The sequence below is a fragment of the Sphingomonas sp. GW821-FHT04B01 genome (assembly GCF_059420425.1).
Map to the genome: position 1 here is coordinate 441,666 of NZ_JBWKTR010000002.1, position 16,716 is coordinate 458,381.

The following is a 16,716-nucleotide window of genomic DNA, read 5'->3' on the forward strand; positions in this document are numbered from 1 at the left end:
CCCTCTCCTTCGCCTTCCTCTTGCATCGGATATGCCGTGACAGACAGCCAAGCCGCCGCACCGACCGCACTCGACCCCCGCCCCGCCCTCGCCTCGGCGATCGTCGACACGCTCGTCCACCGCATCGGCAAGGACGCGCAGGCGGCGCGGCCGCACGACTGGCTCGCCGCGACGATCCTGACGCTGCGCAACGAGATCATCGAACGCTGGATGGAATCGACCAAGGCGGCGCATGCCGCCGGGGCGAAGCGCGTCTATTATCTCAGCCTCGAATTCCTGATCGGCCGGCTGCTGCGCGATGCGCTGTCCAACCTGCGCCATAACGACGAGGTGGCGGCGGCGCTGGCCAGTCTCGGCGTCGACCTCGCCGCGATCGAGGAGATCGAGCCCGATGCGGCGCTGGGCAATGGCGGGCTCGGGCGGCTTGCGGCCTGTTTCATGGAGAGCCTCGCCAGCCTCGACCTGCCTGCTTACGGTTATGGCATCCGCTATGTGAACGGCATGTTCCGCCAGCGGCTCGACGACGGCTGGCAGGTCGAGCTGCCGGAGAACTGGCTCGCGCACGGCAATCCGTGGGAGTTCGAGCGGCGGGAGAGCGCCTATTTCGTCGGCTTCGGCGGCGAGGTGACGGCGACGACGTCGGGCCAGGTCCACTGGTCGCCGATCGAAGCGGTCGAGGCGGTCGCGGTCGATACGCCGATGGTCGGCTGGCGCGGCAAACGCGTCAACACGCTGCGGCTGTGGAACGCCCGCGCCTTCGACCCGATCAAGCTCGACCGGTTCAACGCCGGCGATTTCGAGGGCGCGCTCGCCGGACAGATGCGCGCCGAGACGCTGACCCGCGTGCTCTATCCCAACGACAGCACGCCGGCGGGGCAGGAATTGCGGCTGCGGCAGGAATATTTCTTCTCCTCCGCCTCGATCCAGGACATCGTCCGCCGGCACCTGCAATATTTCGGCGACATCCGCACGCTGCCCGACAAGGCGGCGATCCAGCTCAACGACACCCATCCCGCGGTGGCGGTCGCCGAGCTGATGCGGTTGCTCACCGATTTCCACGAACTGTCGTTCGACGAGGCGTGGGACATCACCCGCGCGACCTTCGGCTATACCAACCATACGTTGCTGCCCGAGGCGCTGGAGAGCTGGCCGCTGCCGCTGTTCGAGCGGCTGCTGCCGCGGCACATGCAGATCGTCTATGCGATCAACGCCAGGCTGCTGCGCGAGGCGGGCAAGGTCGACGGCATCGACGGCAACGCCATCGCCGCGATCAGCCTGATCGACGAGGGCGGCGAGCGGCGCGTCAGGATGGCGAACCTCGCCTTCGCCGGCAGCCACAGCGTCAACGGCGTCGCGGCGCTGCACACCGAATTGATGAAGAAGACGGTCTTCGCCGATCTGCATCGGCTGTATCCCGACCGCATCAACAACAAGACCAACGGCATCACGCCGCGCCGCTGGCTGCAGCAATGCAATCCCGGCCTGACCGGCCTGCTGGTCGAGGCGATCGGCGAGGATTTCAAGGACGACGCCGCCCGCCTGACCGCGCTCGCGCCCTTCGCGAATGATTCATCGTTCCGGGAGCGTTTCGCTATGGTTAAGCGTTCCAACAAGGTGACGCTCTCGACCTACATCAAGGACAGCATGGGTCTGACGTTGGACCCCGATGCGATCTTCGATGTGCAGATCAAGCGGATCCACGAATACAAACGCCAGTTGCTCGGCATCGTCGAGGCGGTCGCGCTGTACGACCAGATCCGCAGCCATCCCGAGCGTAACTGGACGCCGCGCGTCAAGCTGTTCGCCGGCAAGGCGGCGTCGAGCTATCATACCGCCAAGCTCGTCATCAAGCTGGCCAATGACGTCGCCAAGCGGATCAACGCCGACCCCGCGGTCGGCGACCTGCTCAAGGTGGCGTTCGTCCCCAATTACAACGTCAGCCTCGCCGAGAAGATCATCCCCGCCGCCGATTTGTCCGAACAGATCTCGACCGCGGGCATGGAGGCGTCGGGCACCGGCAATATGAAGTTCGCGCTCAACGGCGCGCTGACCATCGGCACGCTCGACGGCGCCAATATCGAGATCAAGGATCATGTCGGCGACGACAACATCTTCATCTTCGGCCTCACCGCCGACGAGGTCGCCGAGAAGCGCGCAAGCGGCTATCGCGGCCGGCAGGTGATCGAGGGATCGCGCGAGCTGGCGCAGGCGGTCAATGCGATCGCCTCGGGCGTGTTCTCGCCCGACGATCCCGATCGTTACAAGGGATTGATGGACGGGCTGTACGAGCATGACTGGTTCATGCTCGCCGCCGATTTCGACGCCTATGCCGCCGCGCAGCGCGAGGTCGACGCAAAGTTCGGCGACACGGCGGCATGGGGCCGTTCGGCGGTGCTCAACGTCGCCAATATGGGCTGGTTCTCGTCGGACCGGACGATCGGCGAATATGCGAAACAAATCTGGGGGGTGATGTGAAACCACCGCGTGGCGCCATCGCCGCATTGCTGGAAGGGCGCCACGACGATCCGTTTTCGTTGCTCGGCACGTTCGCCGGGCCACAGGGGACGTTCGCGCGCGCCTGGATCCCCGGTGCCGAAACCGCCGAGGCGCATGATCTGGCCGGCAGGCCGCTCGGCGTGCTGACGCGGATCGAGGATGCCGGCCTGTTCGAGGGGCCGATCGCCGGCGATCCGCAGCCGGTGAAATACAAGGCGCAGGGGTTCGGCGCCGAATGGTGGGTCACCGATCCCTACAGCTTCGGCCCGGTGCTCGGCCCGACCGACGATTATCTGATCGCCGAAGGCTCGCATTTCCGCCTCTACGACAAGATGGGCGCGCATCTGATCGCGCATGAGGGCGCGAGCGGCATGCATTTCGCGGTCTGGGCGCCGAACGCGCGGCGCGTCTCGGTGGTCGGCGACTTCAACGACTGGAACGACACGCGCCACGTCATGCGCCGCCGCAGCGATATCGGCGTGTGGGAGATCTTCCTGCCCGATGTCGGCGCGGGACGCAGCTACAAGTTCGCGATCGTCGGCCCCGACGGCACGCTGCAACCGCTGAAGGCCGATCCCTTCGCCTTCGCCGCCGAGCTGCGGCCGAAGACCGCGTCGATCACCACCGCCCCGCCCGCGCACGTCTGGGGCGACGATGCGCATCGCGCGACCTGGGCGAAGGTCGATCCGCGGCGCGTGCCGGTCAGCATCTACGAGGTCCATGCGGGCAGCTGGGACAAGGACGAGAACGGCTGGTATCTGTCGTGGGACGCGCTCGCCGACCGGCTGATCCCCTATGTCGTCGATCTCGGCTTCACGCATATCGAGTTCATGCCGATCAGCGAGCATCCCTATGATCCGTCATGGGGCTATCAGACGACCGGCCTCTACGCGCCGTCTGCACGGTTCGGCGATCCCGACGGTTTCGCCCGCTTCGTCGACGGCGCGCACCGTGCCGGCATCGGCGTGCTGCTCGACTGGGTGCCCGCGCATTTTCCGGTCGACCCGCACGGCCTGACCCGCTTCGACGGCACCGCTTTGTACGAGCATGAGGATCCGCGGCTCGGCTTCCATCCCGACTGGAACACCGCGATCTACAATTTCGGGCGCCGCGAAGTGCGCTCGTTCCTCATCAACAACGCGCTGTTCTGGCCGGAACGCTATCATGTCGACGGCTTGCGCGTCGATGCGGTCGCCTCGATGCTCTACCGCGATTACAGCCGCGAGGCGGGCGAATGGATCCCCAACGAGGACGGTGGCCGCGAGAATTGGGAGGCGGTCAGCTTCCTGCGCGAGATGAACCGCGCGGTCTATGGCAAGGAAGACGGCGTCTTCACCGTCGCCGAGGAATCGACGAGCTGGCCGGGCGTGTCGATGCCCGCCTTCGAGGAGGGGCCGCGCGAGGCGCTCGGCTTCGGCTTCAAGTGGAACATGGGCTGGATGCACGACACGCTCCAGTATTTCGCGCGCGAGCCGGTGCATCGCCGGCATCATCACGGCGAGATCACCTTCGGCTTCGTCTATGCCTTCGACGAGAATTTCGTGCTGCCGCTCAGCCACGACGAGGTGGTTCACGGCAAGGGATCGCTGCTGACCAAGATGGCGGGCGACGACTGGCAACAATTCGCCAATCTGCGCGCTTATTATGCCTTCATGTGGGGCTATCCGGGCAAGAAGCTGCTGTTCATGGGCCAGGAGTTCGCACAGCGGCAGGAATGGAGCGAGGAGCGGGCGCTCGACTGGCATCTCGGCCATTCGGCGGCGCATGGCGGCGTGCGCAAGCTCGTCCGCGATCTCAATCGGCTCTATCGCGACACCCCGGCCTTGCATGCGCGCGACTGCGAGCCCGAGGGGTTCGAATGGCTGATCGGAGACGACGCCGCCAATTCGGTGTTCGCCTGGCTGCGCAAGGCGCCGGGTGAGCAGCCGGTCGCGGTGATCGCCAATCTGACGCCGGTGGCGCGCGCGCCCTATCGCATCCCGCTGCCGCAGGACGGACGCTGGCGCGAGATCATCAATTCCGATGCGCATGACTATTGGGGTTCCGGCCTCGGCAATCTCGGCGGGGTCGAGGCCAAGGACGGTGCGGCGTGGGTGACGCTGCCGCCGCTGGCGACGGTCATGTTGCAATTCGACGGCTGATCGCGCCCCGCGCGCACCGATAACGACGATAATGGAGGGAGCCGATGGTAGACAGACGAGGACAGCCGCTTTCGCGCGACGCGATGGCGTACGTGCTGGCGGGCGGGCGCGGCAGCCGCTTGATGGAATTGACCGATACCCGCGCCAAGCCGGCGGTCTATTTCGGCGGCAAGAGCCGGATCATCGACTTCGCGCTGTCGAACGCGATCAATTCGGGCATCCGACGGATCGGCGTCGCGACGCAATACAAGGCGCATTCGCTGATCCGCCATCTCCAGCGTGGCTGGAACTTCCTGCGTCCGGAGCGCAACGAGAGCTTCGACATTCTGCCCGCCTCGCAGCGCGTGTCGGAATTCCAATGGTATGAGGGCACCGCCGACGCGGTGTTCCAGAACATCGACATCATCGAGACGTATAACGTCGAGTATATGGTGATCCTCGCCGGCGATCACATCTACAAGATGGATTACGAGATCATGCTCCAGCAGCATTGCGACAGCGGTGCGGACGTGACCGTCGCCTGTATGGAGGTGCCGCGGATGGAGGCGGTGGCGTTCGGTGTGATGCACGTCGACGAGACCGACCGGATCATCGACTTCGTCGAGAAGCCCGCCGATCCCCCCGCGATCCCCGGGCAGCCCGACATCGCGCTCGCCAGCCTAGGCATCTATGTCTTCCGCACCAAATTCCTGATCGAGCAGCTCCGGCGCGATGCCGCGACCGAGGGTTCGGCGCGCGACTTCGGCAAGGACATCATCCCCTATCTCGTCGAGCACGGCGTGGCGCAGGCGCATCGCTTCTCGAAGAGCTGCGTGCGGACCAGCGAAGAGCCGGCGGCCTATTGGCGCGACGTCGGAACGGTCGATGCCTATTGGGAGGCGAACATCGACCTGACCGACATCATCCCGCAGCTCGACGTCTACGATCACGAATGGCCGTTGTGGACCTATTCGGAGATCACCCCGCCGGCCAAGTTCGTCCACGACGAGGACGGGCGGCGCGGCTCGGCGGTGTCGAGCCTCGTCTCGGGCAATTGCATCGTGTCGGGCTCGGCGATCCACCGCAGCCTGTTGTCGACCGGCGTGCGGGCGCACAGTTTCTCGTCGCTCGATGAGGCGGTGGTGCTCCCTTATTGCCATATCGGCCGCAACGCGCGGTTGAGCCGCGTCGTGATCGACCGCGGCGTCGTCATTCCCGACGGGCTGGTCGTCGGCGAGGACCCCGAGCTGGATACGCGCCGGTTCCGGCGGACCGACAAGGGCATCTGCCTGATCACCCAGCCGATGATCGACCGCCTCGGGCTGTGACGCTCTCCGTCCTCTCGGTCGCCTCGGAGGCGTTTCCGCTGGTCAAGACCGGTGGGCTCGCCGACGTGGTGGGGGCGTTGCCCGATGCGCTGGCGCCGCATGGCGTCGCGACGACGACGCTGATCCCGGGCTATCCGGCGGTCGGCAAGGCGGTGAAGGGCGCCAAGGTGGTGCGGCGCTGGCGCGATCTGCTCGGCGTCGAGGCGCGGTTGCTCGGCGCGCGGCTGGGCGAGCATCCGCTGCTGGTGCTCGATGCGCCGGCGTTGTTCGCGCGGGCGGGTGGGCTCTACGACCAGACCGACGACTGGCACAGGTTCGCGGCCCTGTCGCGCGCCGCCGCCGACGTCGCGGAAGGGTTCGACGTGCTTCACGCGCACGACTGGCAGGCCGCGCTGGCACCGGCCTATCTGCGCTATCGCGGGACGGCGCAGCGTCGGACCGCCAGCGTGATGACGGTCCACAACATCGCCTTCCAGGGTCAGTTCGGTGCCGAGATATTTGCCGGGCTCGACTTGCCGGACGAGGCCTATGCGATCGACGGCGTCGAATATTATGGCGGTGTCGGTTTTCTGAAGGCGGGGCTGGAGGCGGCCGATGCGATCACCACGGTCAGCCCGACCTATGCCGCGGAGATCCGCGAGCCGCGGTTCGGCATGGGGCTGGAAGGGCTGATCGACACCCGACGCGACCGCGTGCACGGCATCGTCAACGGCATCGATCCCGCCGTGTGGAATCCCGAAACGGACGCCGCCTTGCCGAGCCGCTTCACCGCGCGTGCGCTCGGCCGGCGCAAGGCCAACAAGCGCGCGGTCGAGAAGATGTTCGGGCTCGATCGCGACGACGGTCCGCTGTTCACCGTCATCAGCCGGCTGACGTGGCAGAAGGGCATGGACGTGCTCGTCACCTGCCTCGACGAGCTGGTCGCGGGCGGGGCGCGGCTGGCGCTGCTCGGCTCGGGCGATGCGCATCTGGAAGCGGCGCTGCTAGCCGCGGCGGCGCGCTATCCGGGGCGGATCGCGGTACGGATCGGCTATGACGAACCCCTGTCGCATCTGTTGCAGGGCGGTGCCGACGCGATCCTGATCCCGTCGCGGTTCGAACCGTGCGGGCTGACCCAGCTTTACGGCCTCGCTTATGGCTGCGTGCCGGTCGTCGCGCGCACCGGCGGGCTCGCCGATACGGTGATCGACGCCAATGAGGCGGCGCTCGCCGCCGGGGTCGCGACCGGCTTCCAGCATGGCGAGGCGAGCCATCATTCGCTTAGCCACGCGATCCGTCGCGCCATTGCCGCCTACGCGCGCCCCGATCTATGGTGCGCCATCCAGCGCAACGGGATGCGCGGCGATTTCTCCTGGTCGGAAAGCGGTCGCCGCTATGCCGACCTCTACAAGAGCCTGACAGGAACCGCATGATCCGTACCGTCGCCAGCCACGCCTATTCCGACCAGAAGCCCGGCACCTCCGGCCTGCGCAAGAAGGTCACCGTCTTCCAGCAGCCTAATTATGCCGAGAATTTCGTCCAGGCGGTGTTCGATGTCATCGACGGCAAGGACGGCGCGACCTTGGTGATCGGCGGCGACGGCCGGTTCCTCAACCGCGAGGTGATCCAGAAGGCGATCCGCATCGCCGCGGCGAACGGCTTCGGCCGCGTCGTCGTCGGCCGCGGCGGGCTGCTGTCAACGCCGGCGGCGAGCAACATGATCCGCATCCGCAAGGCGCTGGGCGGGCTGGTGCTGTCGGCGAGCCACAATCCCGGCGGCCCGACCGAAGATTTCGGCATCAAATACAATATCGCCAATGGCGGCCCCGCGCCGGAGCAGGTGACCGAGGCGTTGTACGAACGGACGAAGACGATCGACCGCTGGCTGACGGTCGATGCCGACGACGTCGATCTCGACACGCTCGGCGAGGTGACGGTCGGCGGGATGACGGTCGAGGTGGTCGATCCGGTCGCCGATTACGCCGCGCTGATGGAGCGGCTGTTCGACTTCGACGCGATCCGCGCCGCGAAGCTGACGATGGCGTTCGACGCTATGAGCGCGGTGACCGGGCCTTATGCGACCGAGATCCTCGAGACGCGGCTCGGCTTCGCCGCCGGCACCGTCCGCAACGGCGAGCCGCTGGAGGATTTCGGCGGACATCACCCCGATCCCAATCTCGTCCACGCGCACGAACTCTACGAGACGATGATGGCGGCGGATGCGCCCGACTTCGGCGCGGCGTCGGACGGCGATGGCGACCGCAATCTCATCATCGGGCGGGCGCGGTTCGTGACGCCGTCCGACAGTCTCGCGATGCTGGCGGCGAACGCGCATCTCGCGCCGGGCTACAAGGACGGGCTCAAGGGGATCGCGCGGTCGATGCCGACCAGTGCGGCGGCGGATCGCGTCGCAGAGAAGCTCGGCCTGCCGATCTTCGAGACGCCGACCGGGTGGAAGTTCTTCGGCAATCTGCTCGACGCCGGCATGGCGACGATCTGCGGCGAGGAAAGCGCCGGCACCGGATCGGATCACGTTCGCGAGAAGGACGGGCTGTGGGCGGTGCTGCTGTGGCTCAACATCCTCGCCGTGCGCGGCGAGTCGGTCGATGCGATCGTGCGCGATCACTGGGCAACCTATGGCCGCAACTATTACGCCCGCCACGATTATGAGGGCGTCGAGAGCGCGCGCGCCGATGCGCTGATGGCCGAGCTGCGCGGCAAGCTGGATACGCTGGCGGGGACGCAGGTCGGCGGGCTGAGGATCGCGGCGGCGGACGATTTCGCCTACACCGATCCGACCGACGGCTCGGTGAGCCGAAACCAGGGCGTGCGCGTTCTGTTCGAGGGCGGCAGCCGGGTGGTGTTCCGCCTGTCGGGCACCGGCACCAGCGGCGCGACGCTGCGGGTGTATCTGGAGCGCTACGAGCCGGCGGGCGGCGATCTCGATCGCGATACCGGCGAGATGCTGGCGGATATCGTCGCGGCGGCGGATGCGATCGCCGGCATCGTGCGGCACACCGGGCGGACCGAACCGGACGTCATCACGTGAGCGACGCGCCCGCGCTGGGCGCGATCTCGTACGATGGCGGAGTCCGGTTCGCGGTGCGCTCGGCGACGGCGGTGACGCTGTGCCTGTGGGACGGCGTAGCCGAGCGGCGTGTGGCGATGACCGGTGCCGACGGTATCTGGTCGGTGGATGTGCCGGGGATCGGGGCGGGCCAGCGCTACGGCTTCCGGGCGGCGGCCGATCCGGCGAAGCTGCTGGTCGATCCCTATGCCGTCGAGCTGGATCGGGCGTTCATTTTTGACCCGCGACTGGGTCAGCCGGGAGTCGAGACGGGTGGGTTGGTGCCGTGGGGTGTAGTCGTTGCAACACCCTTCCTCCATCGTCATCCCCGCGAAGGCGGCGATGACGGCAAAGGGGTTGCCGACAAGGGGGAGGACGCGAGCCTCGTCTCCCCACCGCTCTTCACGCCCGGCGGGTTGATCTACGAACTCAACGTCCGCGGGTTCACGATGCTGCATCACGACGTGCCGGCGGCGCAGCGCGGGACGATCGCGGCGCTGGCGCATCCCGCGGTCATCGCGCATCTGCAACGGCTGCGGGTCAGCGCGATCGAGCTGATGCCGATCGTCGCGTGGATCGACGAGCGGCATCTGCCGCCGCTCGGCCTGCGCAACGCCTGGGGCTATAATCCGGTGGTGCCGATGGCGATCGATCCGCGGTTGGCGCCGGGCGGGATCGCCGAGCTGCGCGAGACCGTCGCGGCGCTGCGGGCGGCGGGGATCGGCGTGATCCTCGACCTCGTCTTCAATCACACCGGCGAGAGCGACGTGCACGGGCCGACGCTGTCGTTGCGCGGGTTGGACAAGCGGCTCTATTATGCGCAGGCCGAGGACGGCACGCTGATCAACGACACCGGCACCGGCAACACGCTGGACTGTTCGCGACCCGAGGTCCGTGCACTGATCCTCGCCAGCCTGCGCCATTTCGCGCGGCTAGGCGTGGACGGCTTCCGGTTCGATCTGGCGCCGGTGCTGGCGCGCGGGCCGGGGTTCGATCCGCATGCGCCGATCTTCGCCGAGATCGCCGCCGATCCCCTGCTGTCCAGCCGCATCATGATCGCCGAGCCGTGGGACATCGGCCCGGACGGCTATCAGCTCGGGCGGTTTCCGGCGCACTGGCTCGAATGGAACGACCGCTATCGCGACGACGTACGGCGCTTCTGGAACGGCAACGGCAGCGCGGGCGCTTTGGCGACGCGGCTCGCCGGCTCGGACGACGTCTTCGGTGGCGGCGACACGCGCAGCGTCAATTTCATTGCGGCGCACGACGGCTTCACGCTCGCCGACACCGTCGCTTTCGCCGAACGCCACAATCACGCCAATGGCGAGGACAATCGTGACGGCCATGGCGACAATCACAGCTGGAACAACGGCGTCGAGGGACCGAGCGACGATCCTGTCGTCACGGCACGGCGCGATGCCGACCGGCGCGCGTTGCTGGCGACGCTGTTCGCGTCGCGCGGTACGATCCTGCTGACCGCTGGGGATGAATTCGGGCGGACGCAGCGGGGCAACAACAACGCTTATGCGCAGGACAATGCGATCGGCTGGGTCGATTGGCACGGGCGTGATCGGGCGCTGGAGGATTTCGCCTGCGATCTGGCGGCGTTCCGGGCAGCGGCCGGGCTCGATCGCGTCGCGCCGTATGAAGCGCCCGACTGGCGGCGGCTCGACGACGCGCCGATGCGGCCGGACGATTGGGCCGGCGCCGACGGCTTCGCGCTGCGCTTGCCCGACGGCGAGCGGTGCGTCACATTGCGGTTCGATCGCCGCGCGCGGCGCGTGACGCTGACGCAGGGCACGCTGTTGGAGAGTCGCGCATGATCCGTCCCTTGATGCTGGCGCTCGCCGGCCTGCTCGTCGCGGCGGCGCCGCCATCGCCGGCGCAGCGGTTCGGCACACTGTTCCGCGACGTGCAGATGCGGCAGATCTTTCCCGATTCGAAGACCTTCGCGGATGCCGAACCGCGTCGCGGCGATGCCGCGATCCTCGCCGCCTACCGTCGTTGCGATTGCAAGGACGATGCCGCGCTGAAGGCGTTCGTGCTCGCCAACTTCAACGTGCCGGTGGCACCGGCCGCGCCGCCGCCGTCGCGCAAGCTGGGGCTGGCCGAGCATATCGACGCGCTGTGGCCGCAGCTTACCCGGACGCTGCCGACCGTGCCGACAGGATCGTCGGCGCTGCCGCTGCCGAAGCGCTTCGTGGTGCCGGGCGGCCGGTTCCGCGAGATGTATTATTGGGACAGCTGGTTCACGATGCTCGGGCTGCAGGTGTCGGGCCGGCAGGATCTGGTCGAGGACATGGTGACAGACTTCGGCAGCCTGATCGATCGCTACGGCCGCATCCCCAATGGCACGCGCAGCTATTATCTCAGCCGCTCGCAGCCGCCGTTCTTCTATCTGATCGCCGGCCTGTCGAAGAATGCCGCGACGCTGACGCAGCGCACGACATGGATGCGCGCCGAGCATGATTTCTGGATGGCGGGCGCCGCCGGATTGCGTCCCGGCGGCGCGCGCGCCCGCGTGGTGCGGCTGGCGGACGGGTCGCTGCTCAACCGCTATTGGGACGATCGCGACGATCCGCGCGACGAAAGCTATCGCGAGGATGCGGCGCTGGTCGCGGCGACGCCGGGACGCGATGCCAAGGCGATGTACCGCGACCTGCGCGCCGGGGCGGAAAGCGGCTGGGACTTCAGCTCGCGCTGGCTCGGCGACGGCAAGACGCTGGCGACGATCCGGACGACGCGGATCGTGCCGGTCGATCTCAACAGCCTGATGTACGGGATGGAGCGCAGCATCGCCGACAATTGCCGCATTTTGAAGGATGCCGCCTGCGTCACCACCTACGCTGCGGCCGCGGATGCGCGCGCGAAGGCGATCGCGGCGCATCTGTGGAACGGCGCGGGCTATTATGCCGATTACGATCTCGACGCGCGCCGGGTCGCCGACGGGCGGACCGCGGCGATGGCTTTCCCCCTGTTCGTCGGCCTCGCCTCGCCGGAGCGTGCGAAGGCGACCGCGCAGGCGCTGACGCCGCTGGTCGGCGAGGGCGGGCTCGGGACGACCGCGGTGAGGACCGGGCAGCAATGGGACGAACCCAACGGCTGGGCGCCGCTGCAATGGGTCGCGATCGAGGGACTGCGCCGCTATCGCGAGGATGCGCTCGCCAAGCGGATCGCGACCAACTGGCTGGCAACGGTGGACCGCGAATATACGGCGAGCGGCAAGCTGCTCGAAAAATACAATGTCGTCGAGCGGCTGCCCGGTGGCGGCGGCGAATATCCGCTGCAGGACGGCTTCGGCTGGACCAACGGCGTGACGCGCGCGCTGCTCGCGGCGGGCTACGCGCCGCCGCGATAGGCGCTACATCGCCGGCATGCTCGCCGGCATCAGATTGTGGTCGAGGTGCGCCATGATCCAGATCGAGCCGATCAGCACCAGCCCCACGATCAGCACGCCGAACGCCAGCGCGAGGACGTTGTTGGTATTGTCCGGCCCGCTGGTGACGTGGAGGAAGAAGACGAGGTGGACGCCCATCTGCGCGATCGCCAGCGCGATCAGCGCCACCGGGATGCCGGGACCGTAGATCATCCCGCTATGCACCGCCGCGAACGAGGCGATGCTGAGCACCGCCGCCAGCACGAATCCGGCGACATAGGTCAGCACCTTGGCGCGGATGTCGCCGGCGTCGCTGCTGCCCTCGCCGGGGGCGCGATCGTCGTCCAGGTCGCTCCGGTCGCTCATCGCGCCACTCCCAGCAGATAGACGGTGGTGAACAGCGCCACCCAGATGATGTCGAGCGCGTGCCAGAACAGGCTGAAACAGGCGATGCGGCGGACGATCTCGTCACGAAAGCCCTTGGCCTGCACCTGCGCCATCATCGTCGTCAGCCAGATCAGCCCGAGCGTGACGTGCAGGCCGTGGCAGCCGACGAGTGCGAAGAAGGCGGAGAGGAAGGCACTGCGCTGCGGCCCGTTGCCCTCGTGGATGAGGTGCAGGAATTCATAGGCTTCGAGGCCGAGGAAGCCGGCACCGAGCAGTGCGGTCGCCGCCATCGCGATCTGGAACCAGAAGCGGTTCTTTGCCGCGGTCGCGATCCCCGCCATGCCGCAGGCGAAGCTGGACGCGAGCAGCAGCGCCGTCTCCGCGCCGACCAGCGGCAGTTCGACGATGTCGCGCGCCGCCGGCCCGCCTGCGGTCGCCTGGGCCAGCACCGCATAAGCGGCGAAGAAGCCGGCGAACATGATGAAGTCGGTGAGCAGGAAGATCCAGAAGCCATAGGCCACGACGATCCGCTTGGGCGCGGGGCCGCGTTCGCTGGGTGCCGTCTCGCCGCGGCCGAGCTTGTGCGGATCGCCGCTCATGCCGGCTGGTCCGCAGGGATATCGAGCAATTGCGCCTTGGCGGTACGCCGTTCGCGGTCGAGCCGCTCCGCCTCCTCGGCGCTGATCTCGGTCTCATTCTCGTCGCGCCAGGCGAAGACGACGAAGGTCGCCCAGGCGCCGAGGAAGCCCAGCCCGAACAGCCACCAGATATGCCACACCGCGGCGAAGCCCAGCGCGGTGGTGAAAAAAGCGGTGACGACGCCGGTCGGCGAATTGCGCGGCATGTGGAACGCCTCGTATTTGGGGCGTTCGGAGAGTTCGCGATTTTCCCGCGCGGTCGACTTGATGTCCCAATAGGCTTCCTCGCCCTTCACGTCGGGCAGCGCCGCGAAGTTGAACGGCGGCGGCGGCGAAGTGGTGATCCATTCGAGGCTGCGGCCGTCCCACGGATCGCCGCTGGTGTCAGCGAGGTCCTTGCGGTTGCGGATCGAGACGTAGAGCTGGATCACCTGACACGCCATGCCGCCGGCGATCATCAGCGCGCCGAAAGCGGCGGCGATCAGCCACGGCTGCCAGCCCGGCACGTCGTAATGCTGCATCCGCCGCGTCATGCCCATCAGTCCGAGCACGTAGAGCGGCATGAACGCGACGTAGAAGCCCACCACCCACAACCAGAAGGCGCGCTTGCCCCAGCGTTCGTCGAGGGTGAAGCCGAACGCCTTGGGGAACCAGTAATTGTAGCCGGCGAAGGCACCGAACAGCACGCCGCCGATGATGACGTTGTGGAAATGCGCGACGAGGAACAGCGAATTGTGCAGCACGAAATCGGCGGGCGGCACGGCGAGCAGCACGCCGGTCATGCCGCCGATCACGAAAGTAATCATGAACGCCACCGCCCACATCATCGGCACGTGGAAGCGGATGCGGCCGCCATACATGGTGAACAGCCAGTTGAAGACCTTCACCCCGGTCGGCACCGCGATGATCATCGTCGTCACGCCGAAGAAGCCGTTGACGTCGGCGCCCGCGCCCATCGTGAAGAAATGGTGCAGCCAGACGATGAACGACAGGATGCAGATCACCATCGTCGCGACGACCATCGAACGATAGCCGAACAGAGGCTTGCTCGAAAAGGTCGAGACCACCTCGCTGAACACGCCGAACGCGGGCAGGATCAGGATATAGACCTCGGGATGGCCCCACGCCCAGATGAGGTTGACGAACATCATCTGGTTGCCGCCGGCATCGTTGGTAAAGAAGTGGAAGCCGAGGTAGCGATCGAGCAGCAGCATCGCGAGGGTCGCGGTGAGGATCGGGAAGGCGGCGACGATCAGCAGGTTGGACGCGAGGCTGGTCCAGCAGAACATCGGCATGCGGGTATAGCCCATGCCGGGGGCGCGCATCTTGAGGATCGTGGTGACGAGATTGACCCCCGACAGCAACGTGCCGACGCCGGAAATCTGCAGCGCCCACAGATAATAATCGACGCCGACGCCGGGCGAGAAGCGCAGCTCCGACAGCGGCGGATAGGCGAGCCAGCCGGTCTTGGCGAATTCGCCGATGACGAGGCTGAGATTGATCAGCAGCGCGCCGCTCGCGGTGAGCCAGAAGCTGACGTTGTTGAGCGTCGGGAAGGCGACGTCGCGCACGCCGAGCTGCAACGGCACGACGAAGTTCATCAGCCCGATGACGAACGGCATCGCCACGAAGAAGATCATGATCGTGCCATGTGCGGAGAAGATCTGGTCGTAATGCTCCGGCGGCAGATAGCCGGGATTGCCGTAGGCGATCGCCTGCTGGCTGCGCATCATCGCCGCATCGACGAAGCCGCGCATCAGCATCAGCAGCGCGAAGATGCAATACATGATGCCGATCCGCTTGTGATCGACCGAGGTGATCCACTCGTTCCAGATATAGGGGACATGGCCGGCGCGCCACGTCCAGACGAGCACCGCGAGGATGCCGCTGCCGACGATGGCGGCGGCGATCAACGGGATCGGCTGGTCCCAGGGGACCGAATGCCAATTGAGCTTGCCGAACATGCTCAATTCTCCCGTCCGCCGTTATCGACCTCGTGCACCGGCGCGCCGGCCTCGCGCACCGCGGCGGCGAAGAAGCCGGTCGGCACGCTGCCGTAGGCGAAGGGCTTCAGATTGCCCCGCTGGCGCGCGAGCGCGTGATAGCTGTCGGCGTTTAGCGCCGGCCCCCGCCCCTTGGTGCCCGCCGCCCAGGCCGCGAATTGCTGCGGCGGTACGGCGTCGACGACGAAGTCCATGTCCGAAAAGCCTTCGCCGCTGTAATGCGCCGACAGGCCGGGATATCGGCCGGGCTTGTCCGCCATCAGGTTGAGCTTCGCCTCCATGCCGGACATCGCGTAGATCTGGCTGCCGAGCCGCGGCACGAAGAAGCTGTTCATCACCGTCGCCGAGGTGATGCGGAAATCGATCGGCGTGCCGGCGGGGACGATGACGCGGTTGACCGTCGCGATCCCCTGTTCGGGATAGACGAACAGCCATTTCCAGTCGAGCGCGACGACCTGGACGACGATCGGCTTCTGCCTGGACGCCAGCGGCCGGCGCGGGTCGAGATCGTGCGCGGCGATCCAGCCCATCCCGCCGAGGAAGATGATGACGAGCAGCGGCACCGACCAGACGAGCAGTTCGAGCTTGCCCGAATAGGCGAAGTCCGGGCGGCGCCTGGCGCGGGCATTGCCGGCGCGGAACCACCAGGCGAAGGCGATGGTCGCGACGATCACCGGCACGACGATGCCGAGCATCACCGCGAGCGAATTGATCAGCAGCGTCTTCTCGCCCGCGGCAACCGGTCCGGCGGGATCGAGCAACGCGGGCGCGCAACCGCCCAGCCCGAGTACGGTCGCGGCAACAGCGAGCGGTTTCAACATGCGGTCGACGGCGAGCAGATCATCGAATCCCTTTGCGGAGCCGTCGTGACGGTTCTCCTTCATCGGGCAAACGGATGGGGATGCGGGTGGTTTCGTCGGGTGACGAACTATTGCTGGTCGCGCACCCGTTCGAGTGGATCATCGATACGGTGGCCCTACACCAGATATCAGAGCATCGGGGGGAGCCGCAGCCTTCCTCTCGCGCCGCCACGCCAGCGACTGGCGGTTGAGCGCGGCGAGATCGACCGTCCCGTCGGCGGCCCCCTGCCCGAGCGACACCGCCCGCTCCAGCAGATCCACCGCGATGAACCGATACGCCGGCCGCCCCTCGACCACGTCATACCAGACGCCGCCCACCGCCGCGTCGAGCAGGATGCGCTGGAAGCAATGATCCGCGCGTACCGGCCACATACGAAGACCCGCGAGACCGGGCAGGGTCTCGCGGGTCAGCGTCAGCCATGCGGCCTCCAGCGCGGCGCGGCGGGTGTCCGCGCCCGCCAC

The 16,716-nt window shown here is 67.1% G+C and carries 12 protein-coding genes; 7 read left to right on the forward strand and 5 right to left on the reverse strand.

Annotated features, from left to right (window positions below; all coding sequences use genetic code 11):
• Positions 1-99: 99 nt before the first annotated feature.
• From AC07UH_RS08285 to treA, 7 genes are read left to right on the forward strand one after another with little or no spacing between them, the layout of a single operon-like run.
• A complete protein-coding gene (locus tag AC07UH_RS08285; protein ID WP_495180486.1) occupies positions 100-2,475 on the forward strand; it encodes a glycogen/starch/alpha-glucan phosphorylase in 2,376 nt (791 codons plus the stop codon).
• Positions 2,472-4,637 carry a 1,4-alpha-glucan branching protein GlgB gene (gene glgB / locus AC07UH_RS08290; protein WP_495180174.1) on the forward strand — a complete coding sequence of 722 codons (2,166 nt, stop codon included), beginning with the start codon at positions 2,472-2,474 and terminating at the stop codon, positions 4,635-4,637. The genes AC07UH_RS08285 and glgB overlap by 4 nt, the downstream gene beginning before the upstream one ends.
• Positions 4,638-4,681: 44 nt before the next feature.
• Positions 4,682-5,944 carry a glucose-1-phosphate adenylyltransferase gene (gene glgC, locus AC07UH_RS08295; RefSeq protein WP_038659547.1) on the forward strand — a complete coding sequence of 421 codons (1,263 nt, stop codon included), beginning with the start codon at positions 4,682-4,684 and terminating at the stop codon, positions 5,942-5,944.
• Positions 5,941-7,356, forward strand: coding sequence for a glycogen synthase GlgA (gene glgA, locus AC07UH_RS08300; RefSeq protein ID WP_495180173.1), 1,416 nt, complete (start codon positions 5,941-5,943; stop codon positions 7,354-7,356). Before glgC ends, glgA begins: the two co-directional genes overlap by 4 nt.
• Positions 7,353-8,972 carry an alpha-D-glucose phosphate-specific phosphoglucomutase gene (locus AC07UH_RS08305; RefSeq protein ID WP_495180172.1) on the forward strand — a complete coding sequence of 540 codons (1,620 nt, stop codon included), beginning with the start codon at positions 7,353-7,355 and terminating at the stop codon, positions 8,970-8,972. Before glgA ends, AC07UH_RS08305 begins: the two co-directional genes overlap by 4 nt.
• Complete coding sequence (locus AC07UH_RS08310; protein WP_495180171.1) at positions 8,969-10,813, forward strand: glycogen debranching protein; 1,845 nt, start codon at positions 8,969-8,971, stop codon at positions 10,811-10,813. The genes AC07UH_RS08305 and AC07UH_RS08310 overlap by 4 nt, the downstream gene beginning before the upstream one ends.
• Positions 10,810-12,348 (forward strand): alpha,alpha-trehalase TreA, encoded by a 1,539-nt coding sequence (gene treA, locus AC07UH_RS08315; RefSeq protein ID WP_495180170.1) that lies wholly within the window; start codon positions 10,810-10,812, stop codon positions 12,346-12,348. Before AC07UH_RS08310 ends, treA begins: the two co-directional genes overlap by 4 nt.
• A 3-nt stretch (positions 12,349-12,351) precedes the next feature.
• On the opposite strand, the gene cyoD is transcribed toward treA, so the two are convergent.
• From cyoD to AC07UH_RS08340, 5 genes are all read right to left on the reverse strand, one after another.
• Positions 12,352-12,732, reverse strand: coding sequence for a cytochrome o ubiquinol oxidase subunit IV (cyoD, locus tag AC07UH_RS08320; protein WP_495180169.1), 381 nt, complete (start codon positions 12,730-12,732; stop codon positions 12,352-12,354).
• Positions 12,729-13,352 (reverse strand): cytochrome o ubiquinol oxidase subunit III, encoded by a 624-nt coding sequence (gene cyoC / locus AC07UH_RS08325; protein WP_038659561.1) that lies wholly within the window; start codon positions 13,350-13,352, stop codon positions 12,729-12,731. The genes cyoD and cyoC overlap by 4 nt, the downstream gene beginning before the upstream one ends.
• Positions 13,349-15,355, reverse strand: a complete 2,007-nt coding sequence (gene cyoB / locus AC07UH_RS08330; protein WP_495180168.1) for a cytochrome o ubiquinol oxidase subunit I — start codon at positions 15,353-15,355, stop codon at positions 13,349-13,351. The genes cyoC and cyoB overlap by 4 nt, the downstream gene beginning before the upstream one ends.
• Before the next feature lie 2 nt (positions 15,356-15,357).
• A complete protein-coding gene (cyoA, locus tag AC07UH_RS08335) occupies positions 15,358-16,278 on the reverse strand; it encodes a ubiquinol oxidase subunit II (RefSeq protein WP_495180167.1) in 921 nt (306 codons plus the stop codon).
• A 75-nt stretch (positions 16,279-16,353) separates the two neighbouring features.
• A complete protein-coding gene (locus tag AC07UH_RS08340) occupies positions 16,354-16,716 on the reverse strand; it encodes a GCN5-related N-acetyltransferase (RefSeq protein ID WP_249340741.1) in 363 nt (120 codons plus the stop codon).